This window comes from Streptomyces sp. NPDC007863 (genome assembly GCF_040633895.1).
GTDB lineage: Bacteria > Actinomycetota > Actinomycetes > Streptomycetales > Streptomycetaceae > Streptomyces.
In genome coordinates this window covers 137,981-162,947 of the sequence record NZ_JBEYEI010000011.1, presented here as the reverse complement: position 1 = coordinate 162,947, position 24,967 = coordinate 137,981, and the positions used below count along the sequence as shown (strand labels likewise).

At 71.6% G+C, this 24,967-nt stretch carries 18 protein-coding genes; 3 read left to right on the top strand and 15 right to left on the bottom strand.

Annotation, left to right across the window (positions count from 1 at the left end):
- Positions 1-47 precede the first annotated feature (47 nt).
- The 8 genes from ABZ621_RS19095 to ABZ621_RS19060 form a co-directional block, all read right to left on the bottom strand.
- The gene (locus ABZ621_RS19095; protein WP_360605914.1) at positions 48-1,136 is read right to left on the bottom strand and encodes a dipeptide ABC transporter ATP-binding protein; all 1,089 of its coding nucleotides are present in this window, start codon (positions 1,134-1,136) and stop codon (positions 48-50) included.
- Positions 1,129-2,187: an ABC transporter ATP-binding protein gene (locus tag ABZ621_RS19090; protein WP_360605912.1), complete on the bottom strand. Its 1,059-nt coding sequence runs from the start codon at positions 2,185-2,187 to the stop codon at positions 1,129-1,131. The genes ABZ621_RS19095 and ABZ621_RS19090 overlap by 8 nt, the downstream gene beginning before the upstream one ends.
- A 14-nt stretch (positions 2,188-2,201) precedes the next feature.
- Positions 2,202-3,155 (bottom strand): ABC transporter permease, encoded by a 954-nt coding sequence (locus ABZ621_RS19085; RefSeq protein ID WP_360605910.1) that lies wholly within the window; start codon positions 3,153-3,155, stop codon positions 2,202-2,204.
- Positions 3,148-4,080 carry an ABC transporter permease gene (locus ABZ621_RS19080; protein WP_360606120.1) on the bottom strand — a complete coding sequence of 311 codons (933 nt, stop codon included), beginning with the start codon at positions 4,078-4,080 and terminating at the stop codon, positions 3,148-3,150. Before ABZ621_RS19080 ends, ABZ621_RS19085 begins: the two co-directional genes overlap by 8 nt.
- A 173-nt stretch (positions 4,081-4,253) precedes the next feature.
- A complete protein-coding gene (locus ABZ621_RS19075; RefSeq protein WP_360605908.1) occupies positions 4,254-5,894 on the bottom strand; it encodes an ABC transporter substrate-binding protein in 1,641 nt (546 codons plus the stop codon).
- A 452-nt stretch (positions 5,895-6,346) separates the two neighbouring features.
- A complete protein-coding gene (typA, locus tag ABZ621_RS19070) occupies positions 6,347-8,248 on the bottom strand; it encodes a translational GTPase TypA (protein WP_030747228.1) in 1,902 nt (633 codons plus the stop codon).
- Positions 8,249-8,523: 275 nt separating this feature from the next.
- Complete coding sequence (locus ABZ621_RS19065; RefSeq protein ID WP_360605906.1) at positions 8,524-10,881, bottom strand: ABC transporter family substrate-binding protein; 2,358 nt, start codon at positions 10,879-10,881, stop codon at positions 8,524-8,526.
- A 141-nt stretch (positions 10,882-11,022) separates the two neighbouring features.
- A complete protein-coding gene (locus ABZ621_RS19060) occupies positions 11,023-12,051 on the bottom strand; it encodes a hypothetical protein (RefSeq protein ID WP_360605904.1) in 1,029 nt (342 codons plus the stop codon).
- A 154-nt stretch (positions 12,052-12,205) separates the two neighbouring features.
- On the opposite strand from ABZ621_RS19060, the gene ABZ621_RS19055 reads away from it, so the two are divergent.
- Positions 12,206-14,269 carry a TPM domain-containing protein gene (locus tag ABZ621_RS19055; protein WP_360606118.1) on the top strand — a complete coding sequence of 688 codons (2,064 nt, stop codon included), beginning with the start codon at positions 12,206-12,208 and terminating at the stop codon, positions 14,267-14,269.
- Between the two features lie 103 nt (positions 14,270-14,372).
- The gene (locus ABZ621_RS19050; RefSeq protein ID WP_360605902.1) at positions 14,373-15,086 is read left to right on the top strand and encodes a PspA/IM30 family protein; all 714 of its coding nucleotides are present in this window, start codon (positions 14,373-14,375) and stop codon (positions 15,084-15,086) included.
- Positions 15,087-15,096: 10 nt separating this feature from the next.
- Here the strand turns inward: ABZ621_RS19050 and ABZ621_RS19045 are convergent, their stop codons facing one another.
- From ABZ621_RS19045 to ABZ621_RS19025, 5 genes are all read right to left on the bottom strand, one after another.
- Complete coding sequence (locus tag ABZ621_RS19045; RefSeq protein ID WP_360605900.1) at positions 15,097-17,682, bottom strand: SpoIIE family protein phosphatase; 2,586 nt, start codon at positions 17,680-17,682, stop codon at positions 15,097-15,099.
- A gap of 144 nt (positions 17,683-17,826) precedes the next feature.
- Positions 17,827-18,249 (bottom strand): ATP-binding protein, encoded by a 423-nt coding sequence (locus ABZ621_RS19040; protein WP_360605898.1) that lies wholly within the window; start codon positions 18,247-18,249, stop codon positions 17,827-17,829.
- Between the two features lie 160 nt (positions 18,250-18,409).
- Positions 18,410-18,856, bottom strand: a complete 447-nt coding sequence (locus ABZ621_RS19035) for a (deoxy)nucleoside triphosphate pyrophosphohydrolase (protein ID WP_360605896.1) — start codon at positions 18,854-18,856, stop codon at positions 18,410-18,412.
- A gap of 22 nt (positions 18,857-18,878) precedes the next feature.
- The gene (locus ABZ621_RS19030) at positions 18,879-19,055 is read right to left on the bottom strand and encodes an SPOR domain-containing protein (RefSeq protein ID WP_360605894.1); all 177 of its coding nucleotides are present in this window, start codon (positions 19,053-19,055) and stop codon (positions 18,879-18,881) included.
- 310 nt (positions 19,056-19,365) lie between these two features.
- Positions 19,366-20,118 carry a GntR family transcriptional regulator gene (locus ABZ621_RS19025; RefSeq protein ID WP_360605892.1) on the bottom strand — a complete coding sequence of 251 codons (753 nt, stop codon included), beginning with the start codon at positions 20,116-20,118 and terminating at the stop codon, positions 19,366-19,368.
- Positions 20,119-20,313: 195 nt separating this feature from the next.
- Between ABZ621_RS19025 and ABZ621_RS19020 the strand changes: the two genes are divergently transcribed.
- Positions 20,314-21,660: a glycoside hydrolase family 18 protein gene (locus tag ABZ621_RS19020; protein WP_360605890.1), complete on the top strand. Its 1,347-nt coding sequence runs from the start codon at positions 20,314-20,316 to the stop codon at positions 21,658-21,660.
- A gap of 240 nt (positions 21,661-21,900) precedes the next feature.
- On the opposite strand, the gene ABZ621_RS19015 is transcribed toward ABZ621_RS19020, so the two are convergent.
- Together ABZ621_RS19015 and ABZ621_RS19010 are read right to left on the bottom strand one after the other, a co-directional pair.
- On the bottom strand, positions 21,901-23,055 hold the full coding sequence (locus tag ABZ621_RS19015) for a DUF4190 domain-containing protein (RefSeq protein ID WP_360605888.1): 1,155 nt from the start codon (positions 23,053-23,055) through the stop codon (positions 21,901-21,903).
- A 147-nt stretch (positions 23,056-23,202) separates the two neighbouring features.
- Positions 23,203-24,777: a S8 family serine peptidase gene (locus tag ABZ621_RS19010; protein ID WP_360605887.1), complete on the bottom strand. Its 1,575-nt coding sequence runs from the start codon at positions 24,775-24,777 to the stop codon at positions 23,203-23,205.
- Positions 24,778-24,967: the final 190 nt, after the last annotated feature.

Sequence of the window (24,967 nt, the reverse complement as noted above, 5' to 3'; positions counted from 1 at the left end):
GAGGGGCCCTGGTCCTTCGGGACCGTCCTTCAGGCAGTCACGGTCCGTCAGCCCGCGTGGACGACGTCCCGCTCCTCGGCGAAGTGGCACGCCGACTCGTGGGCCGCGAGGGTGTCCTGGCCGCGGAAGCGCTCCGGGATCGCCAGGACCGGGACCTCGGTGGAGCACTTCTCCTGGGCCTTCCAGCACCGGGTGCGGAAGCGGCAGCCCGACGGCGGGTTCGCCGGCGAGGGCACGTCGCCCGTGAGGATGATCCGGTCGCGGTTGGCACGGGCCTGCGGGTCCGGCACCGGCACCGCGGAGAGCAGCGCCTGGGTGTACGGGTGCGTCGGGTGGTCGTAGATCTCCGAGTCCGTACCGATCTCGGCGAGCTTGCCGAGGTACATGACGCCCACGCGGTCCGAGATGTGCCGGACGATCGACAGGTCGTGCGCGATGAAGACGTAGGACAGGTTGAACTCGTCCTGGAGCTTCTCCATCAGGTTGATGACCTGCGCCTGGACGGAGACGTCCAGGGCCGAGACCGGCTCGTCGCAGATGATGATCTCCGGGTTGAGCGCGAGGCCGCGGGCGATGCCGATGCGCTGGCGCTGACCGCCGGAGAACTGGTGCGGGTACCGGTTGATGTACTCCGGGTTCAGACCGACGACGTCGAGGAGCTCCTGCACCTTGCGGCGCCGCTCGCCCTTCGGGGCCACCTCGGGGTGGATGTCGAAGGTCTCGCCGATGATGTCGCCGACCGTCATGCGCGGGTTCAGCGAGGTGTACGGGTCCTGGAACACCATCTGGATGTTCCGGCGGACGGCCTTCAGGGCACGGCCGGACAGCTTGGTGATGTCCTGGCCCTTGTAGAAGACCTCGCCCGCGGTGGCCCGCTCCAGGTTCATCAGGAGCTTGGCGACCGTGGACTTGCCACAGCCGGACTCGCCCACGATGCCGAGGGTCTCGCCCTGGTAGAGGTCGAAGGAGACCCCGTCCACGGCCTTGACCGCACCGACCTGCTTCTTGAAGAGGATGCCCTGCGTCAGCGGGAAGTGCTTCTTCAGGTTGCGCACCTGGAGGATCGGCTCCCCACGCTGGACGGGGACGTCCAGGGCGGCGGCCACGGCCTCGTCGTTCTTGCTGAGGTCAGCCATGGATCGTCTCCTTCCAGAAGTGGCAGGCGCTCTTGCGGCCCGGCAGATCGGCGCCGTCCTGCTCGGTGACCGGCACCAGGGCCGGGATCTCCGTACGGCAGAGGTCGGTGGCCTTGGGGCAGCGCGGGTTGAAGGCGCAGCCCGTGGGGACCTTGAGCAGGTTGGGCGGCAGGCCCTTGATCGCGTACAGCTCCTGGCCCTTCTGGTCCAGGCGCGGGATCGAGTCGAGCAGACCCCGGGTGTACGGGTGGGCGGGGCGCGCGTACAGCTCGTGGACGGGCGCCTGCTCGACGATGCGGCCGGCGTACATCACGGCGATCTTGTCCGCGACGTCGGCGACGACGCCGAGGTCGTGGGTGATCAGGATCAGGCCCATGTTGTACTCGCGCTGGAGCTCCGCGAGGAGGTCCATGACCTGGGCCTGGACCGTCACGTCGAGGGCCGTGGTCGGCTCGTCGGCGATGATGAGGTCCGGCTCCAGGGCGAGCGCCATGGCGATCATGATGCGCTGGCGCATACCGCCGGAGAACTGGTGGGGGTAGTCGCCGACCCGCGCCTTGGCGGCGGGGATCTTGACCTTGTCCATCAGCTCGATGGCCTTGAGCTTGGCTTCCTTCTTGGACATGCCCTGGTGGACGCGGAACATCTCGCCGAGCTGGTACCCGACGGTGAGGACCGGGTTCAGCGAGGAGAGCGCGTCCTGGAAGATCATCGCGATCTTGCGGCCGCGGATCTTCCGGCGCTCCTCGTCCGCCATCTTGAGCATGTCCTCGCCGCGGAAGAGGATCTCGCCCTTGGGGATCCGGCCGGGCGGCATGTCGAGGATGCCCATGATGGCCTGGGCGGTGACGGACTTGCCGGAGCCGGACTCGCCGAGGACGGCGAGGGTCTCGCCGGCGCTCACCGAGTAGTTGACGCCGTTGACCGCCTTGGCCACACCGTCACGGGTGTGGAACTCGACGTGCAGGTCCTTGACTTCGAGCAGCGGCCCGTTGTGCTCGGCGCTCTCGCGCGGCGTCGGGACGGACGCGGTCTTGTTCATGGTGCTCACGTTTTACGCCCTCCTCAGCGCAGCTTGGGGTCGAGGGCGTTGCGAACGGCTTCGCCGAGCATGATGAACGCCAGGACGGTGATGCTCAGCATGATCGACGGCCAGAGCAGCACGTGCGGAGCGACGCGGATCTGGTCGACCGCGGTGGAGACGTCGACACCCCAGGAGACGGTCGGGGCGGCGAGGCCGAGGCCCAGGTAGGACAGGGTCGCCTCGGCCGAGATGTAGCCGCCGAGGGCGATGGTGGCGACGACGATCAGCGGCGCCATGGCGTTCGGCAGGATGTGCCGGAAGAGGATCCGGGTGGTGCCGGCGCCGAGGGCCTTGGCCGCGTGCACGTAGTCGGCCTGCTTGACCGTGATCACGGCACCGCGCATGACGCGGGCCATCTGGGTCCAGCCGAGGAAGGCGAGGGCGCCGACGACGACCCAGACCGTGCGCTCGGTGAAGGACTGCAGGACGACCATGGCGCCGAGCAGGAACGGGATGCCGAAGAAGATGTCGGTGATCCGGGAGAGGACCGCGTCCCAGACGCCGCCGAAGTAGCCGGCGATCATGCCCATCAGGCCGCCGAGGACGGTGACGATGGCGGTGACGCAGATGCCGACGATGATCGAGGCACGCGTGCCGTGGATCAGGCGGGCGTAGACGGAACGGCCCTGCTGGTCGTAGCCGAACCAGCCCTCGGAACCGATGTTCCCCAGCTCCGGCTTGCCCAGGAAGTGCTTCACCAGGTCACCCGCGGTGGGCGAGGCGCTCGTGAAGAGGGTGGGCCAGGCGGCGATCAGCAGCAGGAAGGCGATCAGCACCGACGAGACGAGGAAGTACGGGTTGCGGCGGAGGTCGGCCCAGGCGTCGCCCCAGAGGGAGCGGGCCTTGTCCTGCTTCGGCGCTTCCTTCGGCTCCGTCACCGAGGGGGGTGCGACGGTGTCGTCGACGGCAGCGGCGGTCTTGGTCACGTCAGGCATACCGGATCCTCGGGTCCAGGACCGCGTACAGCAGGTCGATGAGCAGGCTGGTGATCAGGTAGACGAGCACCAGGACGGTGACGAGACCGACCAGGGTCGTGCCCTCGCGCCGGGTGATCGACTCGGCGATCAGACCACCGACGCCCTTCACGTTGAAGATGCGCTCGGTGACGATCGCGCCGCCCATGAGGGCGCCGATGTCGGTACCGAGGAAGGTGACGACCGGGATCATCGAGTTGCGCATGAGGTGGACGCCGATGACGCGGCGCTTCGGGAGGCCCTTCGCGATCGCCGTACGCATGTAGTCGGCGCGCAGGTTCTCCGCCATGGAGGTGCGGGTCAGCCGGGCCACGTAGGCGAGTGAGAGACCACCGAGCACGACGGCTGGGGCGATCATCTCGGACCACAGGTTCTCGTTGCTGACGTTGGGCGCGATCCAGCCCAGGTTGTCCGCGAAGATCATCTTGATGAAGAAGCCCAGCACGAAGACCGGGATCGAGATGATCAGCAGGGTGAAGAGGAGAACGGCGTTGTCCGCGAGGCGGCCGGCGCGGAGGCCGGCGATGATGCCGAGGCCGATGCCGAAGATCAGCTCGAACACGAAGGCCATGGCGGCCAGCTGGAGCGTGACCGGGAACGCGTCGCCCAGAACCTCGGTCACGGGGCGATCGTTGCGGATCTGCGTCCCGAAGTCGAAGTGCAGGATGATGCCGCTCATGTAATCCCAGTACTGCTTCCACAGTGGCTGGTCCAGACCGAGCTTGTGTCTGATCGCCTCGATGGTCGAAGGGCTCGCGCCCTTGTCGCCGAACAGACCGGCCACGGGGTCGCCGGGCAGGCTGTAGACCATGAGGAAGATCAGCAGGGTTGTCCCGAAGAAGACCGGGATCATCTGGAGCAGTCGTCGTGCGACATAGCGCCCCATCATGCCTCCGTTGAGATGTGACGGCCGCAGCCGACGGGCCCTCCCACGACATGGCTGCCCGGATTCGGACAGCGTGATGCCACGGAAGGGCCCCCCAGCCACTGCGTAAGGCACCGCACACGGGACTGACGATCCGTCAGTCCCGTGACGGCATGCGGACTACGCTCGGGTGATTACTTCTGCTTGACCTCGACGCCGGTCAGGATCGGGTCGCCGTCCTGGCCGTAGGCGACGCCGGAAACCTTCTCCGAGAAGCCCGCGTTGACCTTGTAGTACCAGAGCGGGATGGACGGCATGTAGTTCACCAGGTCCTTCTCGATCGCCTGGTACTCCTTGACGGACTCCTCAAGGGTCTTGGCGGAGTCGGCCTTGGCGATCTTGGCGTCCAGCTCCTTGTTGGAGAAGCCGCCCTGGTTGCCGCCCGCACCCGTGCGGAACAGGTCCGAGATGAAGTTGGCGTTCACCGGGTAGTCCAGCACCCAGCCGGAGCGGTACAGGGACTTGACCTGCTGGTTCTTACGAGCCGTCAGGTCGGCCTGGAAGTCCGGCTTGCTGTCGCCGACACACTCGACGTTGGTGGCCTGGGTGATGGAGTTGCAGACCGCGTCCACCCACTCCTTGTGGCCGCCGTCGGCGTTGAACTGGATGGAGATCTTGTTGTTCGGGACGCCACCGCCGGCCGCGATGAGCTCCTTGGCCTTCGCCGGGTCGAACTTGGTGACCTCGACCGCGTTCGGCTGGTAGCCGAGCACGCCCTTGGCGACCCAGCCGGTGGCGGGCTCGCGGGTGCCGTTGAGCACCGTCTTGGTGATGGTGGCGCGGTCGATCGCCATCGACAGACCCTGGATGACCTTCGGGTCGACCGGCTTCGGGGTCTTCCACTGGTCGGCGTAGAACGCGATGGCCAGCGTCTGGATCGAGGAGTACGGCTGGTCCACGGCACGCTCGCCGAGGTCCTGGCGGTAGACCGGCAGGTCCTTCGGGGCGATCTGGCGCAGGACGTCGACGTTGCCCGACTTCAGGTCCTCGTAGGCGGCCTCGAGGGTGGTGTAGTTCTTGAAGACCACACCGCCGTTCTTCGCCTTGTTCGGGCCCTGGTAGTCGTCGTAACGGACGATCTCGATCTGCTTCTTGTGGTCCCAGCTCTTGAACTTGTAGGGACCGTTGCCGACCGGCTTCTCGCCGCCGGCCTTCGGGTCCTTGAAGAAGGACTCCGGGAGCGGCGCGAAGGAGATGTAGGCGAGCTTGTGGGCGAAGTACGGAACCGGCTTCGCGAGCTCGATGGTGAAGGTGCTCTCGTCGACGACCTTCAGACCGTCGAGGGTCTTCGAGGTGGGCTTGGCGCCCTCCGCCTCGGGGTGGACCTTCTCGAAGCCCGCGATGTCCGCGTACCAGGAGGCGAGGCCCTGGGCGTTCTCGACGTTGGCGTTCCAGTTCCACGCGTCCACGAAGGACTTGGCGGTGACCGGGGTGCCGTCGTGGAACTTCCAGCCCTTCTTGAGCTTGACGGTCCACAGCTTCGAGTCGGTGGTGGTGACCGACTCGGCGTTGATCATCTCGAGCGAGCCGTCGGCCTTGTAGTCGACGAGCGTCGAGAACAGACCAGCCATGACGATCGAGCCGTTGGACTCCATCGTGTCACCGGTGAGCAGCGGCTTCTCCGGCTCACCGACCTCGATGGAGAAGATGCCGTTCGGGTCGACCTTGCCCCCGGCGTCCGTGCCCTTGTCGTCCTTGCCCCCGCCACAGGCGGTCGCAGCCAGGGCGACGATGATCGCGCCCGCTACCCACTTGGCGCTCTTGGCACCGCGCATGGGTTTCCTCCTCATGAGTCCACTTGTCACTACAAGAAGGGCACTTCGAGACCTGCCGACACCCCTGACGGCGTTGATCCCCCGGTACCCCGAGTGTGCTCGTGAGTCGGCACTCCCCACAGTGCGTGACCCATTGACCCGAGCTCAATGGAGCCAACTATTAAGTACGCCCGGGCTGTAAACCACACTTAAGTGGTCTCGTTTTGACAACATCACCAAGGCCCCAGATACCGAAATCCGGACAAACTGAGCACAGACAGACACCCGCGAAACGGACCGTTAACACACGTACCGGAGAGCGATGACCGGAATCCGGACGCTCGGAGCGGGCAATGCGTTTGACGAAAAAGGCCTGGCCACTCGCACAGTGTGCGAGTGGCCAGGCCTTTCGTGTGAGATGCGGCTCAGCCGTTCTCGGCGCTGCTGCTCCCGGCCGTCACGCCGGGCGCGGCTCAGGCGTTCTTGGCGCGCGAGGCGGAGCGGCTGCGCTCCTTCTGGTCCAGGACGACCTTGCGGATGCGGACGGCCTCCGGGGTCACCTCGACGCACTCGTCGTCGCGGCAGAACTCCAGGGACTGCTCCAGGGAGAGCTTGCGCGGCGGGACGATCGCCTCGAACGAGTCGGCCGACGAGGACCGCATGTTCGTGAGCTTCTTCTCCTTGGTGATGTTCACGTCCATGTCGTCGGAGCGCGAGTTCTCGCCGACGATCATGCCCTCGTACACCTCGGTGCCGGGGTCGGTGAACAGGACGCCGCGCTCCTGGAGGTTGGTCATCGCGAACGCGGTGACCGCGCCGGCGCGGTCGGCGACCAGGGAGCCGTTGTTACGGGTCTGGAGCTGGCCGAACCACGGCTCGTGGCCCTCGTGGATCGAGTGGGCGATGCCGGTGCCGCGGGTGTTGGTGAGGAACTCCGTACGGAAGCCGATCAGGCCGCGGGACGGGACGACGAACTCCATGCGGACCCAGCCGGAGCCGTGGTTCGACATGTTGTCCATGCGGCCCTTGCGGACGCCCATGAGCTGGGTGACGGCGCCCATGTGCTCCTCGGGCACGTCGACCGTGAGGCGCTCGACGGGCTCGTGGATCTTGCCGTCGACCTCCTTGGTGACGACCTGGGGCTTGCCGATGGTGAGCTCGAAGCCCTCGCGGCGCATCTGCTCGACCAGGATGGCGAGCGCGAGCTCACCACGGCCCTGGACCTCCCAGGCGTCCGGACGCTCGGTGTCGAGGACGCGGAGCGAGACGTTGCCGATGAGCTCGCGGTCCAGGCGGTCCTTCACCTGGCGGGCGGTGACCTTGCGGTCCTTGACCGCCGACTTGGCCTCGGCGCCCTTGCCGGTGCCGCCGCGGCCGACGAGCGGCGAGGTGTTCGTACCGATGGTCATGGAGATGGCCGGCTGGTCGACCGTGATCAGCGGAAGCGCGATCGGGTTCTCCGGGTCGGCCAGGGTCTCGCCGATCATGATGTCGGGGATACCGGCGACGGCGCAGATGTCACCGGGGCCGGCGACCTCGGCGGGCTTGCGGGTGAGCGCCTCGGTCATCATCAGCTCGGTGATGCGGACGTTGGAGATCGTGCCGTCCCGCTTGATCCACGCGACCGTCTGGCCCTTGCGCAGCTCGCCCTGCTCGACGCGGAGCAGCGCGATGCGGCCGAGGAAGTTGTCGGCGTCCAGGTTGGTGACGTGGGCCTGGAGGGGAGCCTCCTCGTCGTACGACGGGGCCGGGACGTGCTCCAGGATCGTGGAGAAGAAGGGCTCCAGGTTCTCGGAGTCCTGCGGGACGGTGCCGTCCTCCGGCTTGGTCAGCGAGGCGATGCCGTCACGGCCGCAGGCGTAGACGATCGGGAACTCGATCTGGTCCTCGTCGGCGTCCAGGTCCAGGAAGAGGTCGTAGGTCTCGTTGACGACCTCGTCGATCCGGGAGTCCGGGCGGTCCGTCTTGTTGATGCAGAGGATGACGGGCTTGCGCTGCTGGAGGGCCTTGCGCAGCACGAAGCGGGTCTGCGGGAGCGGACCCTCGGAGGCGTCCACCAGGAGGACGACGGCGTCGACCATCGACAGACCGCGCTCGACCTCGCCACCGAAGTCGGCGTGGCCGGGGGTGTCGATGATGTTGATCGTGATCGGGGCCCCGCCGTCCTTGGGGTGGTACTTCACCGCCGTGTTCTTGGCGAGGATCGTGATGCCCTTCTCACGCTCCAGGTCGTTCGAGTCCATCATGCGGTCGTCGAGCTGCTGGTGGGCGGCGAAGGCACCGGCCTGCTTGAGCATGGCGTCGACGATGGTCGTCTTGCCGTGGTCGACGTGGGCGACGATGGCGACGTTACGGATGTCGTGGCGCGTGGGCATGGGTGGCTTGCGCTTCTCTCGGATCGTGGGAATCGGCGTCAGTTCCTCTTACGCCCGCCGGGCGGACGCGCCACGGCTATGTCCTATGGTACGGGGCTGGCGTGCAAGGGGCTTCCCCGGATCGATCCGAGAGGGTCTACTGGGACGTTTCAGGGTGGGTCTCAGGGTGTGGGGAAGATCATGCGGTCCGGGTCAAGGGGCCGACGTGATCCTGCCCGCCGGGATCACCGGCGGGCAAGGAACTTGAGCTGCTTCTGAGGTTGTGGCCTGCGGTTTCAGTGTTTCGACGGGCTACCCTTGGTCGTTTCGCTCTTCTTGAAACCGATGTCCTGGTACCGGGGGGCGGCGAAGCCCCAGGCGCCGGCGTTCACCACGTCCTGCCGGGCGGCGACCAGCTGGGGGCGCTGGTAGAGGGGGATGGATCCGGCCGCGGCCCAGATCCGGGCGTCGGCCTGGCGGATCAGATCGCCCGCCTCCTCCTCGTCGAGGGTGCCGGCCGCCTGGTCGAAGAGCTGGTCGATGCGGTCCGTGCCGACGCGCGAGTAGTTCTGTTCGACCAGCAGGGAGCCGTCCGAGGCGGGCTCGGGCTTGGCGAAGATCGGCCGGGCGTCGGTCGCCGGGTAGGCGGAGGCCGGCCAGGAGTAGAGGGCCAGGTCGTAGTCGCCGGAGGCGATGTGGTCCTTGAAGAAGCTCTCGTCGGAGACCTTGGTGACCTCGGTGCGGATCCCCACCGCGTCCAGCATCCGCACGATCCGGTCGCCGACCGCCCGCAGCGTCTCCGAGCCGGGGCCGGAGGGCAGGACGAAGCGGAGGCTGAGGGCCTTGCCGTCCTTGCCGAGGGCCTGGGAGGCGGCGGGGACGGCGGCCGGGGCGGCGCTGCCCAGGGGGGCGTAGGCGCCGGCGACGCCCTTGTCCGGCTTGGCGTTCGCGGGCGCGGCCGCCGCGGCGCGGGTGCCGGTGTCGAGGGCCTCGGCGCGGGCCAGGAGGGCGGCGCTCTCGCGGGCGGCGGCGGGGGCCGGGGCGAGGACCCGGGTGCCGGCCTCGGGGCCGCCGGGGCCGATGCGGGGGGCGGTGCGGAGCTCGCCGGGCTTGTCGTCGCCGACGATGTAGAGGCCGTCTTCGGAGGCGGTGTCGCTCTGCTCGGCCTTCTTCTTGGAGTCGGCCTCCTCGGTCTTCTTCGCGTCCGTCCGCGCGGTCTTCTTCTCCGCCTCGGCGCCGGCCTTGGTGCCGGCCGGCTTCTTCTGGGCGCCGCCGGGGACCCAGCCGGCGTCGGCGAGGAGGGCGCGGGCCTCCTTGGTGTCCTGGTCGCCGAGGGCGTCGCTGCTGTCGGCGTAGGCGGCCTGGCCGGCCAGGGCGAGGTGGCTGCCGGGCGGGTCCGAGGGGAGGCCGAGCGGCTTGAGGACGGATTCCGCGAGTTCCCGGCGGTCGATGGCGCGGGCGACCGCGCGGCGGACCCGCTCGTCGGCGAGCGGCCCGGACTCGCCGTTGAGGGAGAGCTGGGTGTAGGCGGGTTCCAGGGACTTGCGGACGACGTAGCCGGCGAGGGTGTCCTGGGCGGCGGCGTAGCGGGCGACGGCCGCCTCGTTCTGGGCGCGGGCGGCCGTGACCTCCGCGGCCAGCTCCTCGTCCTCGCCGTGGGCGAGGGCCCAGGATCTGAGGGCCTTGCCGGGGGTGATGGCGGAGCCGGGGCCGTGCAGCCGGGCGGCCTCGGCGCCGGCGCGGCCCGCGCCGGCGTCCTTGAGGGCCAGGGCGATCCGTTCGGCGGTGGAGCGGTCGATGTCGGCGAGGTCGAGCTTCCCGCCGGCGAGGGCGGCCTCCCGGTCGGCGCGCGGGACGGCGCGCAGGACGAGGCTGTCGAGCTTGGCGGGCTTGCCCCACCAGCGGGGGTTGCGGGTGAGGGTGAGGTCGCCGGTCTTCCGGTCCACCTTGCTCAGCAGGAACGGTCCCGCGGTGGCCTTGAGGGTGGTGCGGGCGCTGTCGTTGAAGGAGTTCGGGGAGCCCATCACCTGCTTCGGGTAGAGCGGGGTGAAGAGGGCGCGCCAGTCGGCGTAGGGCTTGGCGAAGGTGACCCGCACCTCCAGGTCGTTCTTGCCCTTCTCGATCTTCTCGATGCGCTCGTAGCCGGCGTTGCGGGCGGTCCAGTAGGCGGTGTCGCGGCCGCTGAGGGCCCGCCACTGGGCGACGAAGTCGGCGGCGCCGATCTCGCGGCCGTCGCTCCACACGGCCTGCTGGTTGAGCTTGTAGAGGACGACCTGGCGGGGCTCGGTCTCGACGACCTCGGCGGTCTCCAGGAAGTCGGGGTTGAGCCGGGGCCGGCCGCTCTCGTCCAGGGTGTGCAGGGCGGGCAGGACGGCGCCGGCGACCCGGCCGGTGGCCGCGTCGGCGTCGGCCTGGAAGGCGTTGAAGGTGGCGGGCAGCGCGTCCACGGCCCAGCGGAGGGTGCCGCCGTCGTCGACCAGGGCGCGCGCGGTGGGCGCGCTGTCCTGGGCGGCGGCGGGGCCGGCGGCGCCGTCCTCGTCGGAGCTGCATCCGGCGAGGACGGTGACGGCGAGGGCCGCGGTGGTGAGGGTGGCGACGGAGCGGAGGGTCCGGGAGCGGGGGCTCCTCCTCTGGGGGGCGCCGACCTGGGACATGACTTATACCCCTTCGTCCGTTTTCGTGCCATTTGGAGATGATCAGACTCTCTTACTCATCCCACTGAACGACACCGCCCGGACCCGCCCCCTCCGACACGACGGCACCCCGGACAAACCCACTCGTGCGGCCCAACCCGGTCAGTCGGGCCGGGACCAGCCGGCGTGGTACGCGGACCAGTCCCCCGGCCGCTCGGCGAAGTCGACGTAGAGGGCGACGCCGAAGCGTTCGCGGTCCGGGTCGGTGCGGCCAAGACCGAGGCGGACGCCGCGCACCGCCGCCGCCACCGTCTCCGCGTTCTCGTGGTGACCGAGGTCGTCCTCGTGGAAGAAGGGCAGCCCCATCAGCAGGTCGGTGCTCTCCGGCGTCACCTCCAGGGCCAGCGCGGTCTGCTGGGCGACGTAGCCGCCGTACAGGCTCTCCAGCGGCATCCACGTGTCGTACGACATCACCGCGATCTGGTCGACCCGGCGCGCCACCTCCCCGAAGTACTCCTGCGACCACCACTTGCCCTGGTCGGAGAAGGTGCCGAGGACGGAGTGGGCGCCGGGCAGCGGGTCGATCTGGTGGGCGGCGACCGAGAGCGGCGCCTTCCGGGCCCGGGTCAGCCGCCCCAGGTCGTCGAGGAGCGTCAGGTAGTCGGGGTCGCCGGACTGGAGGGGTTCCAGGTCGAAGTGGACGCCGTCGAAGCCCGCGTCCAGGACCTGCCGGGCCGAGGCCGTGACGGCCGCCCGGGACGCGGGGTCGGCGAGCCGCAGGCCGACCGGCCCGTCGTTGGCGAGGATGTCCCCGAGCCAGGCCTGGACGCGGATCCCGGGCGCCACCCGGTGGATCCCGTCGGTCAGCCACCGCGCCCGCGGATGCCGGGCGGCCGGCAGCGTGCCGTCGTGTTCGAGCGGCCCCGCGTGCACGTACAGGTCCTTGATCCCGGTGCCCTTCAGCCGCTCGGCCAGCGCCGTCAGGTCCGCGTCCTTCTTCCGGCCGTCCACCCACGCGTGCCCGATCCAGTACGCGTCCCGCCCCCGCGTGCGCGCGTCGTCGCGGAGGTCGCCCGCGTAGCTGACCCGCAGCGCGAGCGCGCCGAAGAGCGGCGGCACGACGAGGACGAGGACGAGCCCCAGGACCCACCAGCGCCCCTTGCGCCACACCCGTTTCAGTCGTCCGTCCATCCCAACCCCCAGAGCGTCACGGCGGTGATCAACTCTGACGGGGACGCCCCGCCCCCGCCGGTCGGTTTCCGCGGGAGCCGTCCGGTCGCGGGGGCGCAATACCGTACATAACCTCCCTTCTGTGACCCGAACAGCCACCCGAGCCCTGCTCGCGATGCTGGTGGCGGCGTGGTGGCTGGTCGCGCCCGCCGCGGCCGGCGCCCGCGCCGACGACCCCGTCGACCTCCCCTCCGACGGGCAGATCCTCGACCGGGTGGACGCGCTGGGCGACCGGCGCCCGGAGGTCGCCCGGGCCCTCGACCGGCTCTACGACGACCGCCGGCTCCAGCTCTTCGTGGTCTACGTACGGGACTTCTCCGGCCGCTCCGGCCAGGACTGGGCCGACGCCACCGCCGCGCGCAGCGGCCTCGGTCTCGACGACGTGCTGCTCGCCGTCGCCACCCACGACCGGCAGTACGGCTACTCCGCCGACCCCGACTCCCGGCTCACCCAGGACCAGCTCGACGACGTGGCGAGGACCGCGATCGAGCCGGCGCTGCGCCAGAACGACTGGGCGGGCGCCGCGATCGGCGCCGCGGACGGCTACTCCGCCGTCCTCGCCGGCCGGCCCGTCCCCTCCCCCGAGATCACCCCCGGCCCCGCCGACCCCGGCGGCTCCGGGGCCGACGCGCCCTCCGGGAGCGATCTGGTCCTCCCGATCGCACTGGCCGGCGGCGCCGGCGCGGTGGCGGTGTACGCCTACACCCGCAGGCGCCGACGGAGCACCACCCGCACCACCCCCGGCGGCGGCCGCGGAACGGGCGGCTGGGGGCAGCCCGCGCCGCCCTCCCTGGAGGAGCTGGACGGCGAGGCCCGGCGCGCGCTCGTCGCCACCGACGACGCCGTCCGCACCAGCCAGGAGGAACTCGGCTTCGCCACCGCCCAGTTCGGCGAGGAGGCCGCCCGGCCCTTCGAGGAGGCCGTGGCCTTCGCGAAGGAGCAGCTGACCGCCTCCTTCCGGCTGCGGCAGCAGCTCGACGACTCCTTCCCCGAGGACGACGCGACCCGGCGCTCCCTGCTCGACGAGATCCTGCGCCGCTGCGCAGAGGCGAACGCCCGGCTCGACGCGGAGACCGAGGACTTCGACCGGCTGCGGGCCCTGGAGCGGACCGCCCCCGAGGCGCTGGCCAAGGTCGAGGCGGCCTTCCGCGAGCAAACCGGCCGGGTCGCCGGCGCCGAGGCGGCGCTCGCGGCGATGCGGGAGCGGTACGCGGAGTCGGCCGCCGCGCCGGTCGCCGGCGACGTCGAACAGGCCAAGGACCGGCTGGTCTTCGCCACCGCCCGCGTCAACCAGGCCCGGCAGGCCGTCGACGGCGGCGACAACGGCTCGGCGGCGGTGCACGTGCGGGCGGCCGAGGGCGCGGTCGACCAGGCGGCCCGGCTGATCGAGGCCGTGGACCGGCGGGCCCGGGAGCTGACCGAGGCGGCCGGCCGGCTGCCGGGCGCGCTCACCGAGACGGACGCCGACCTGGCCGAGGCCAGGGGCCTCCTCGAAGGGACCGCCGAGGGCGCCTCGACGGGCGATCTGCGGGGCCGGATCGCCCGCGCGGAGTCGGTGGCGGCGGAGGTGCGGCGCGCGACGGAGGCGGGACGGTACGACCCCCTGGACGCGCTGCGCCGGGTCGAGGAGGCGGACGCGGCCCTGGACGGCGCCCTCGCCGGGGCGCGGGAGCGCGAGTCCGGTGACGCGCGGGCCCGGGCGCTCCTGGAGCAGGCGCTCCTGACGGCCGGTGCGGAGCTGGGGGCGGCCTCGGACTACGTGCAGACGCACCGGGGCGCGGTGGGCAGCGAGGCCAGGACCCGGCTGGCGGAGGCCCAGCGGCGCCTGGAGAAGGCGCGGGCCCTGGCGGCGGACGAGCCGCAGGCGGCGCTGGCGGAGGCGCAGCAGGCGGACGCGCTGGCCCGGCGGGCGCAGCAGCTGGCGGAGCAGGACGTGCGCCACTACGGGAACCCGAACGGTCTGGGCGGGGTGACGGGGGTCGGCGGGAGCGGGGGCGGCGGGCTCGGCGGGGCCGTGCTCGGCGGCATCATCCTCGGCGGGCTGTTCGGCGGGGGCTCCGGCCGAGGGAGCGGCGGTTTCGGGGGCGGAGGCCTCGGGGGCGGAGGTTTCGGCGGCGGGCCGGGCAGCTTCGGCGGCGGCGGCACGCGCGGCCGGCGGGGCGGCGGCGGCCGCTTCTGAGTCCCACGACCCCGCGAGCCCACCTCGTACGACTCCTCCTCGTACGACTCCTCCTCGTACGACCCCACCCCGTACGACTCCACGACGCTTCAAGGAGCAGCGCATGAGCAGCAAGCAGACCGTCCTCGGCCGGGTCACCCAGCTGGCGAAGGCGAACATCCACGCCCTCCTGGACCAGGCGGAGGATCCGCAGAAGATGCTGGACCAGCTGATCCGCGACTACTCGTCGAACATCGCGGAGGCCGAGGAGGCGGTGGCGGCGACCATCGGCAATCTGCGGCTGATGGAGCAGGACCACGCGGAGGACGTGGCGGCCGCGGCCGAGTGGGGCGGGAAGGCGCTGGCGGCCAGCCGGAAGGCGGACGGGCTGCGGACCGGCGGGCAGACGGCGGAGGCGGACCGCTTCGACAACCTCGCCAAGGTGGCGCTGGGCCGGCAGCTCCAGTCGGAGAAGGAGGCGCGGACGGCCGAGCCGACGATCGCCGCGCAGACCGAGGTCGTCACGAAACTGACCTCGGGCCTCGACCAGATGAAGGCGAAGCTGGTCGAGCTGCGGTCCAAGCGGGACGAGCTGGTCGCCCGGGCGAAGTCGGCGCAGGCGCAGAACACGATGATGGACGCGGTGAAGAACATCGACGTGCTGGACCCGACGAGCGAGCTGAGCCGCTTCGAGGACAAGGTGCGCCGGGAGGAGGCGCGGGCCCTGGGCAAGCAGGAGCTGGCCGCGTCCTCGCTCGACGCCCAGTTCGAGCAGCTGGACGCGATGGGCGACGAGGCGGAGATCGCGGCCCGGCTGGCCGCGCTCAAGGCGGCCTGACCGGGGCGGCTCAGAACATGCTGAGGAGCTGGTCCACGGTGGGTTCCGCCGTGGGCCCGCCGTCGGGCAGCGCCAGCTCGAACCAGACGGTCTTGCCGCGCGGGGTGCGGCGCGCGCCCCAGGAGGAGGAGAGCAGGCCGACGAGCTGGAGGCCGCGGCCGCCCTCGTCGGTGTCCTTGGCGCGGCGGCGGCGCGGCTGGACGAGGCCGGCGTCCCAGACCTCGCAGACCAGGGTGCGGTCGCGCAGCAGCCGGAGCCGTATCTCGCCCTCGCCGTACCGGAGCGCGTTGGTGACGAGTTCGCTGACGAGGAGTTCGACGGTGTCCACGAGGGCGTCGAGGCCCCAGGCGGTGAGCTGGCCTCGGGCGAGTTCGCGGGCGCGGCCGACGGAGCGGGGCTCGCGGGGCAGCCGCCAGTCCCCGACCGCCTCGGCGGGCAGTCCCTGGATACGGGCCATCAGGAGGGCGATGTCGTCCTCGCCGTGGCCGGTGTCGAGGGTGGTCAGGACCCGGTCGCAGACGTCCTCCAGGGGGCGGGCCCGGTCGGCGAGGGCCCGCCGGAAGGCGCTGAGGCCCTCGTCGAGGGGGTGGTCACGGGACTCGACGAGCCCGTCGGTGTAGAGCGCGAGGAGGGAGCCCTCGGGGAGTTCGACCTCGACCTCCTCGAAGGGTTCGCCGCCGACGCCCAGGGGCATCCCCGGGGGCACGTCGAGGAGGACGGCCTCCTCGCCGGGTGCGACGAGGACGGGCGGGAGGTGGCCGGCGTTGGCGAAGGCGCAGCGTCTGGTCACCGGGTCGTAGACGGCGTAGACGCAGGTGGCGAGGTAGACCTCGGAGAGTTCGGGGCCGCGGTTCTTGTTCGCCCGGGACTGCTGGGCGCCGATGGGGGCGCCGAGGCCGCGGGCGATCTCGTCGAGGTGGGAGAGGACCTCGGCGGGTTCGAGGTCGAGCTGGGCGAGGGTGCGGACGGCGGTGCGCAGTTCGCCCATGGCGACGGCGGCGCGCAGGCCGCGTCCCATGACGTCGCCGATGACGAGGGCGGTGCGGTGGCCGGGGAGTTCGATGACGTCGAACCAGTCGCCGCCGACCTCGGTGGCGTCGGTGCCGGGGAGGTAGCGGCAGGCGATGTCGAGTCCGGCGGCCTCGGGGTCGCCGGGCGGGAGCAGGCTGCGCTGGAGGATGAGGGCGCGCTCGTGCTCGCGGCGGTAGAGGCGGGCGTTGTCGATGCAGACGGCGGCGCGGGCGGCGAGTTCGACGGCGAGGGCCCGGTCGCGGTCGCCGAAGGGTTCGCTGCCCTTGGTGCGGGAGAACTGCACGAGGCCGACGACCGTGTCGTGGGCGACCATCGGGACGGCCAGGGTGGAGTGGACGAGGTCGCCGTCGCCGCCGGGCACGCTGCGGACCCGGCCGGTGCGCAGGGCTCCGGCGGTGGGCGAGTTGAAGGGGTAGCGGTGGACGGCGCCGACCTCGATGGGGACGGGCGCGCCGCCGTCGCCGGCCGGTCCGTGGCCCTCGTCGGTTCTGAGGGGGGTGTCGGAGACGGCGGAGGCGAAGGCGACCCGGCGCAGTTCGGCGCTGCCGGCGCCGTAGCCGACGTCGTGGGAGCTGCCCCAGCGGCCGGGCGGGGCCTCGTCGCCGGTGAGCAGGCCCTGGTAGAGGTCGACGGAGGCGAGGTCGCAGAAGCCGGGGACGGCGACGTCGAGGAGTTCGCGGGCGGTGGCCTCCAGGTCGAGGGAGTTCCCTATGCGGGCTCCGGCCTCGTTGAGGAGGGCGAGGTTGCGGCGGGCGCTGGCGGCCTCGCGGGCGGCGCTCTGCCGGCGGGTGACGTCGATGCCGAGGCCGGCGACGCCGATCGGGCGGCCGGAGCCGCCGTGCACCCGGTAGAGGTTGATGGACCAGTGGCGGCGGATCCGGGCGCCGGGGGCGGCGCCGGTGATGCGGAGGTCGGTGACGGACTCGCCGGTCTCCAGGACGCGGCGGAGGGCGGCGGTCATCCGGTCGGCCTCGGGCTTGGCGAGGTAGTCGTGGACGCTCCGGCCGCGGTGGTCGTCGGCGTCGCCGCCGAAGACGGCCGCGAAGCGCTGGTTGGCGCGCCGGACGGTGAGGTCGGTGCCGAAGAGGAGGAAGCCGAAGGGCGATTGGCCGAAAATGGCCTGGGAGGCGGCGAGGTCGGTCTCGATCCTCCGCAGGGCGCGGACGTCGACGACGATGCAGAGCGCGGCCCGCTCGCCGGTCTCGGTCTCGGTGGGCATCACGTACAGCTCGGCGACGCCGTGCGGCCGGTCCTGTCCGGGGGGTCCGGCCTGGCCGGGGATGCGGAACGGGACGAGGCCGGTCCACTCGCGTCCGTCGAGGACCTCCTTGACCTGCCGGTGGCCGCTTTCGCGCAGCTCGGCGGGCATGAAGACCTCGACCGGGTCCTTGCCGCGGGCCTCCCGGGCGTCCACGCCGAAGAGGTCCGCCGCCCGGCGGCTCCACTGGTCGACGCGTCCGTCGGGCCCGAGGGAGAAGGAGGCGACCCGGATGTAGTCGTAGATCGAACCGGGCGGGCTGCTCTGCCACACGACGCCGCCCGTCGTCTCGGATATCTCGCTCACGCGACCGTCCCCTCCAGCTCACCGCACCGGACCGGCCATGCCCGCAGTATTCAATACGGCGGGCCCCGGCGGCACGACGTCCACGATCACAGGGTGGTCTCGGTCGGCTCGCGACCCGCTCCGGTGATCGTCGTCCCTCTCTCTTTACTCACCAGGGAGAGCCAGCTCGAACCATACGGTTTTCCCCGCGTCGCCCTGCCGGGTCCCCCAGCGGCGCGCGGAGCACGCGACGAGACCGAGCCCGCGGCCCCCTTCGTCGTCGGGTCCCGCGGGCCGCTCGGTGGGCGGATCCGGAAGCGGATCGGAGACCTCCACGAGGAGCGCGGAGTGCCGGGGCGGGTCGGTGGCGGTGCCCTCGGCCCGCAGGATCCGCACGCCGATGGGGCCGGAGGCGTACCGGAGGGAGTTGGTGACCAGCTCGCTGACCAGCAGGACGGCGATGTCCCCCACGGTCGCGTCGACCTCCCAGGAGCGGAGGGTCTCGCGTACGGCGTGGCGGGCGGTGCGCACCGCGTCGGCCTCCGCCGGGAAGTTCCACTCGGCGCGGGCGCCGTCGGTGTCGATCACACGCGATCACTTCCCCAAGCACGGTGCAGCAGGAAGAGGATCACCCTCTCCCGAGGGACCAATGGGGACATACCCGGAATTACGCACGAAATATCCCACTGGGGGCGGTCATGGGCGCACGGTGGCACGAACGGCGTAGAGACCCGGGCGCGCGCCCGGGTCAGGGGCGCGCGACGGGGAGTCTGCGCGCCGCCTCCGCGACCGCCGGGCGGTCCTGGTCGAGCCAGTCCACGGTGTCGAGTTCGTCGCGGGCGAGCCAGCGGAGCGCGTCGTGGTCCTCCAGCGGGCGGGGTTCGCCGGAGAGCAGACGGGCGGTCCAGACCCGGAGGACGTAACCGGGCTTGAGGGGCCATTCGCCGGGGATCCGCTCGCCGGTCTCGGCCTCGACGCCGAGCTCCTCGCGCAGTTCGCGGACGAGGGCGTCCTCGGGGCGCTCGCCGGGCTCGACCTTGCCGCCGGGGAGCTCCCAGCGGCCGGCGAGTTCGGCGGGGGCGCTGCGGCGGGCGGCGAGCAGGCGGCCGCCGTCGAGGAGGGCGGCCGCGACGACGACCACGGCACCGGTCCCGTGGTCGGTTCCGGTGCCGTGGTGCGGGGTGCGTGAGGTCATGCCCGCGAGGGTATCGGGGGCGTCAGGAGGCGGGAGCGACGCGCTCCACCCAGTAGAGCTGCTTGTGGCCGCGGGAGTCGAGCGTGTCCGCGACCTTCTGCGCTTCGTCCTGGGTCGCGTACCGGCCCACCCGGTAGCGGTTGCCGTTGTCGTCCTGCCGTATCACGAGCCACGGATGGACGGGGCCGCTGTCGGTCATCAGGCTTCTCCCTCCGCCGGGCGAGGCGTCACCAAGGATCTCCGGGAAACCGCAATCCGCATATGCCTGAGCCTACGCCTGACCTTCACACAGCGGATACGGGTTTTCACCAAGAGATACGGATCGGCCGGGAACCGACGGAAGGCGGCCGAAGCGCACATGCCGGGCGTCGCCCCGGGGACGGCCGGCACCGGCATGAGGACGGACCGGGAGAGAGAAGGGCGCGCGGGCCGGCGCGCGGTGGGAGCGGGGGCGGGGGCGGGCGGGCCCGGTCCGGGTGGCACGGGACGCCGGGAAGGCGCCCCGGCGGTCAGCGGACCGGGAGGTGGTACGAGAGGCGGTAGCGGTCGGCGGGGACGACGACGTCGGCGGTCTCCACGGCGAGGCCCGAGGCGTAGAAGGTGCGCTCGACGACCATGACGACGTGGCCGGGGACGCCGCCGAGGACGAAGAGCTCCTCGGCGAGACCGGGGCGGGCGCCGACCTCCTCCACCACGTTGTCCACGACGACGTCGATCGCCGCCATCCGCTCGACCACGCCGCAGCCGCCGAGCGGCCCCTCCTCGGGGAGCATCACGGGGGTCCGGCCGGTGACGGCGAGCGGCTCCCAGGAGGTGACGACCATCATGGCCTCGCCGCCGTCCCGGTAGACGTACCGCGTGCGCATCACGCGGTCGCCGGGCGCGATGCCGAGCCGCTCGGCGACCGGGGCACTCGCCTCCTCCTGCTCGCTGCTCGCGTCCCAGGTGCCGCGCGCGCCCTCCACCGCCTGCTCCTGGCGGAAGGGGGTGGCGCCGGTGGCGGGCCGGTAGCCGGAGCGGGCGACGCGGCGGGGCACCGGACGCTCCCGCACGTACGTCCCCGAACCCGAGCGGCCCTCGACGAGCCCCTCGGCCATGAGCACCTTGCGGGCCTCCAGCGCGACCGTGTCCGACACCCCGTACTCCTCGCGGATGCGTGCCTGCGAGGGGAGGCGGGTATGCGGGGGGAGCGAGCCGTTCGCGATCTTCTCCCGCAGATCGCTCGCCACGCGCAGATAGGCGGGCTGCTCACCGAACGTCACTGGACACTCCCCTCAGGTTGACGGACAGCTACAGCCTGGCAACCGATTGTGGCCATCCGCAAGCATGGGCCAGAGTTTCACTCGAAGTGATGAAGGTGAACCGCCGTCGCGCGACCCCTTGACCCCATTGGTCTGGACCAATACCTTCCTGCCTGCGCGTCCACGCTCCAACCCGCCTCGCACAGGAACGAGCCCATGCGTCCCAGAGCCCTGACCAAGCTGACCTTCGGCACCGCCGCGGCCGCCGCCCTCGGCCTCCTCGCCACCCTGGCCCCCGCGGCCGACGCCCACCCGCGCCCCGACCACCGCCCGCCCGCCGCCGAGCACTCCCTCAAGCGGGTCGGCTACTTCACCCAATGGGGCATCTACGGGCGGAACTTCCAGGTCAAGGACCTGGACACGAGCGGCTCCGCGGCGAAACTGAGCCACATCAACTACGCCTTCGGCATCGTCGACAAGGCCGGCAAGTGCGTCATCGGCCCCGTCCCGGGCTCCGACCCCTGGGCCGACTACGTCCGCCCGGTCGACGCCGCCACCTCCGTGGACGGCACGGCCGACACCGACGGGCAGCCGCTGGCCGGCAACTTCAACCAGCTGCGCGAGCTGAAGGCCAAGCACCCGAACCTCAAAGTCATGATCTCGCTGGGCGGCTGGAGCGGTTCGGCGTACTTCTCCGACGCCGTGCGCACCCCCGAGTCCCGCAAGGCCCTGGTCGCCTCCTGCATCGACCTCTACGTCAAGGGGAACCTGCCGCGGGACGGCGCCCGCGGCGGCGACGGAGCGGCCGCCGGCCTCTTCGACGGCATCGACCTCGACTGGGAGTGGCCCGGCTCCGAGGGCAACCCGGGCAACGTCATCCGCCCCGAGGACAAGGTCAACTTCACCGCCCTGGTCCGCGAGTTCCGCACCCAGCTGGACGCCTACGGGCGCTCGCTCCCGCAGCGGAAGCACTACGAGCTCAGCGCGTACGTGCCCACCGCCCCCGCCAAGATCGACGCGGGCTTCGAGGTCTCCAGGATCATGCGGGACTTCGACTTCGTGAACCTCCAGGGCTACGACTTCCACGTCTCCGGCGAGACCACCACCGCGCAGCAGTCTGCGCTCTTCGCCAAGAACGACTGGAGCGTCGAGGGGACCGTGAAGTCGTGGCTGCGGCGCGGCGCCCCGGCCCACAAGCTCGTCGTCGGCATGCCGTTCTACGGCCAGGGCTGGACCGGCGTCACCGGCGGCGGCGACGGCCTCGGACAGCCCGCGGCCGGTCCCGCCCCGGCGACCTGGGCGCCCGGCTCCGAGGACTACAAGAACCTCAGGAAGCTCGCGGAGTCGGGCGCGTACACGCTCCACCGCGGCCACCGGAACGGCCACGCCTGGCTCTTCGACGGCACCACCCTGTGGACCTACGACGACCCGGCCGTGCTGCGCACCAAGGCGAACTGGGTCCGCACCCACGGCCTCGGCGGCGCCATGGTCTGGTCGCTCGACGGCGACACCGCCGACGGCGAACTGATCGGCGCGATCGACCGCGGCCTCACCCGCCGCTAGGGCCTGGCCCGTCCACTCCCCCGGAGCCGCCCCCACGGCGGCTGCCGCGGGGCGCGGGCCGGGCCGCCGGGGACGGTGCGCCCGGGGCGCGGGACGGCGGCTGGTCACGGGCCGCCGTCCCCGCCCCGCCGGCCGCCGGCCCCGGCGCCGGTCCGCACGCGACGGGGCCGGGTCTCCCGCTCGGAGACCCGGCCCCGTCCGCGCGCCGCGTGCCGTTCGCCGCCCGGGGCTTCCCGGGGCTCAGACGGAGCCGTGCTCGCCCGGGCCCTCCGGGGGCGTGTGGGTCAGGCCGAGGGCCTTGCGGGCCTCGGCGCTCGCGTCGTCCGGCACCAGCTCCCAGGCGCGGTCGTACGCGTCCCAGAACGCCGTCGCGTCCTTGGCGCGCGCCAGCTTCGCCCACTGCTTCGAGGCGGCGTCCAGGCTCTTCAGATAGCCGTTCATGGCCGTGCGCTCGGACGGCTCCCAGGTGCGGCCGCGCAGCCCGGAGCGGGCCGAGTCGAGGGCGGCGCGCACCTCGGCGGCCCAGGCGAGGTTGGCCTGGAGGTCGTCCTCCGGGTCGTCCTCGGGCTCCGCGTAGAGGGCGTCGTCGATGGGGTTGACGTGGCCGAGGAAGGCCAGCTGGCCCGCGTCGAGGGTGGTCTCGTCCGCGCGCAGCGAGCCGGTGAGCCGCTCCGAGCCGCCGATGGCGCAGGCGATGCGGTGCTCGCCGGTGCGCCAGGCCCGCCGGTCCGGGGTGTAGTACAGGCTGAGGGTGTCGGCGGTCAGCGCCCAGGTGTCCCGCGTGTAGGAGGCGGCCATCGTCTCGCAGCGCTCCTCGCCGAGCGCGGTGAGCTCGCTCTCGCCGGGCCAGCCGTCGAAGCCGGTCGCCTCGAACCGTCCGGTGATCTCGCCGTCGTGGGGCTCGTCGCAGTCGACGACCCGGACGCCGAGGGTGTACTCGCCCTGCCCGGCCTCGTCGACGAAGCACTCGCCGGTGCGCAGCTCCATCGGCATCCGGGCGGAGGCGGCCTCCCGGAAGCCCTCGTTGAACTCCCGTGCGGCCTCCTGGATCTGACCGGTGATCAGTCCGATCAGGACGAGGAGGGTGCTGAGCGAGGAGAGCACGATGCCGGCGATCGCCATGCCCTTGCCGCCCTGGCCGCGCTTCCTGATCTGCCGCAGCGAGAAGATCCCGAGGACGAGGCCGAGCGGCGGCAGGCAGCAGACGATGCCGCTGACGAGCGAGCCGACGGCGAGCCCGTTGGTGGTCGCCGTCGGCGGCGGGTACGGCCCGTAGGGGCCCGGCGCGCCCGCGTAGGGCATCCCGGGCGAGGTGTAGGGGCCGGGCGCCGGGTACGCGGCGGGCGTCCCCGGCGGGGGCGTCGGGGGCGGTGGGGTCGGAGGGGTCGGCTCCACGGGTGCGTGCTCCTGTTGGCGCGGGACGAACAGACGATCGGGCGCGCGCATCGTACGTGGCACGGCGAAGGGGCGGCCACCCGCCGGTGGCCGCCCCTGACGTGCTCAGGACCTCACGTTCGGATCAGAACGTCGGAGCTGTTCGGATCAGAACTGGAGGGCCCAGGAGTCGATCTTGCCCGTGTCGTAGCTCGCGTTGTCCGTCACGCGGAGCTTCCAGGTGCCGTTGGCGACCTCGGAGGAGGCGTTCACGGTGTAGGTGGTGTTGATGTTGTCGGCGCTGCCGCCGGTGCCGAAGGCCTTGAGCGTGTAGGCGCTGCCGTCGGGGGCGATCAGCTGGACCTGGAGGTCGCCGATGTAGGTGTGGACGATGTTCACCGGGACCTGGAGGGCCGAGGGGGCGTTGCCGGAGACGCCGCTGACGGTGACCGGGGACTCGACGGTCGCGTTGTCGGCGATGGCGTAGTCGGCGGTGTTCTCGAACTTGTCACCGGGCGGAGGCGTGGTGCCGCCGCCGCCGACGAAGAGCAGCTTGTTCGGGGAGCCGGTGCCGGGGCTGGTGACGACGTTCGGCGTGGCGGCGGTGGTGAGGGCCGTGGAGACCTGCGCCGGGGTGGAGGTCGGGTTGTCGGCGAGGTAGACGGCTGCGGCGCCGGCCACGTGCGGGGTGGCCATCGAGGTGCCGGAGATGGTGTTGGTGGCGGTGTCGCTGGTGTTCCAGGACGACTTGATGGAGGAGCCCGGGGCGAAGATGTCCAGGACGCTGCCGTAGTTGGAGAAGCTGGAGCGGGCGTCGGTGCTGGTCGTGGAGCCGACCGTGATCGCCTCGGCGACCCGCGCCGGGGAGTAGTTCGAGGCGTTGGAGCTGTCGTTGCCCGCCGCGACCGCGTAGGTGATGCCAGCCGCGATGGAGTTGCGGACGGCCTGGTCGAGGACGGTGTCGACGCCGCCGCCGAGGCTCATGTTGGCGACGGCCGGCTTGACGGCGTTCTGCGTCACCCAGTCGATGCCGGCGACGACCTGGTCGGTGGTGCCGGAGCCGTTGTTGTCGAGGACGCGGACGCCGACGATCTTCGCCTTCTTGGCGACGCCGTAGGAGGAGCCCGCGACCGTGCCGGCGACGTGGGTGCCGTGGCCGTGGCCGTCCTGGGCGGTGTTGTCGTTGTCGATGGCGTCGTAGCCGTTGGAGGCGCGGCCGCCGAAGTCGCTGTGGCTGATGCGGACGCCGGTGTCGATGATGTACGCCGTGACGCCCTGGCCCGCGGTGTCCGGGTAGGTGTAGCTCTGGTTCAGCGGGAGGGCCTTCTGGTCGATCCGGTCCAGGCCCCAGGACGGCGGGGAGGGCTGGGTGCCGTCGATCGTGAAGACGCGGTTCTGGACGACGGACTTCACGGCCGGGTCGGCGGCGAGCTTCTTCGCCTGCGCCTCGGAGACCTCGATAGCGTAGCCGTTCACCGCCGAGGTGTACGTGCGCTTGATCTTGGCGCCGAACTTGCCGGGGACCGCGCGGCCCTCGGCGGTCTCGGCCGGGGCGGACTCTTCCAGGGTGACGATGTAGCTGCCCGGGATGGTGCCTTCGGCCCCGGCGTTCTCGATGACGCCCTCCGCGGCGGCCGGCGCGGCCGTGGCGGGAAGGGCGGAGAGCGAACCGAGGGCCAGCGCCGTGACGGCTATGGCCGCGGCGGTGCTGATCCGGCGACGCGATGCGCGCATCACTGCCATGTGAGGTGTCCTCCTCGTGGGGGGTGCTCCCGTGGGGAGGGAGCCGAGTGACCGTCACTCACGACAGGGACATGACAAGACCGTCTCCGGTCCGACGCGGGACCTCACGGCCCCGGCCGCCCTGCCGTCGCCGAAAGATTGACCGATCCATAGGAATCCCGCAAGAGGACTCACGGCACGGCAACTCCCG

Excerpts from the sequence above, each read along its gene's own strand:
- ABZ621_RS19085 (WP_360605910.1), bottom strand. The coding sequence starts at position 3,155 with ATGCCTGACGTGACCAAGACCGCCGCTGCCGTCGACGACACCGTCGCA.
- ABZ621_RS19055 (WP_360606118.1), top strand. The coding sequence starts at position 12,206 with ATGCTGGTGGCGGCGTGGTGGCTGGTCGCGCCCGCCGCGGCCGGCGCC.
- ABZ621_RS19075 (WP_360605908.1), bottom strand. The coding sequence starts at position 5,894 with ATGCGCGGTGCCAAGAGCGCCAAGTGGGTAGCGGGCGCGATCATCGTC.
- ABZ621_RS19095 (WP_360605914.1), bottom strand. The coding sequence starts at position 1,136 with ATGGCTGACCTCAGCAAGAACGACGAGGCCGTGGCCGCCGCCCTGGAC.
- ABZ621_RS19035 (WP_360605896.1), bottom strand. The coding sequence starts at position 18,856 with ATGACCTCACGCACCCCGCACCACGGCACCGGAACCGACCACGGGACC.
- ABZ621_RS19020 (WP_360605890.1), top strand. The coding sequence starts at position 20,314 with ATGCGTCCCAGAGCCCTGACCAAGCTGACCTTCGGCACCGCCGCGGCC.
- ABZ621_RS19030 (WP_360605894.1), bottom strand. The coding sequence starts at position 19,055 with ATGACCGACAGCGGCCCCGTCCATCCGTGGCTCGTGATACGGCAGGAC.
- ABZ621_RS19065 (WP_360605906.1), bottom strand. The coding sequence starts at position 10,881 with ATGTCCCAGGTCGGCGCCCCCCAGAGGAGGAGCCCCCGCTCCCGGACC.
- ABZ621_RS19060 (WP_360605904.1), bottom strand. The coding sequence starts at position 12,051 with ATGGACGGACGACTGAAACGGGTGTGGCGCAAGGGGCGCTGGTGGGTC.
- ABZ621_RS19050 (WP_360605902.1), top strand. The coding sequence starts at position 14,373 with ATGAGCAGCAAGCAGACCGTCCTCGGCCGGGTCACCCAGCTGGCGAAG.
- ABZ621_RS19010 (WP_360605887.1), bottom strand. The coding sequence starts at position 24,777 with ATGGCAGTGATGCGCGCATCGCGTCGCCGGATCAGCACCGCCGCGGCC.
- typA (WP_030747228.1), bottom strand. The coding sequence starts at position 8,248 with ATGCCCACGCGCCACGACATCCGTAACGTCGCCATCGTCGCCCACGTC.
- ABZ621_RS19080 (WP_360606120.1), bottom strand. The coding sequence starts at position 4,080 with ATGGGGCGCTATGTCGCACGACGACTGCTCCAGATGATCCCGGTCTTC.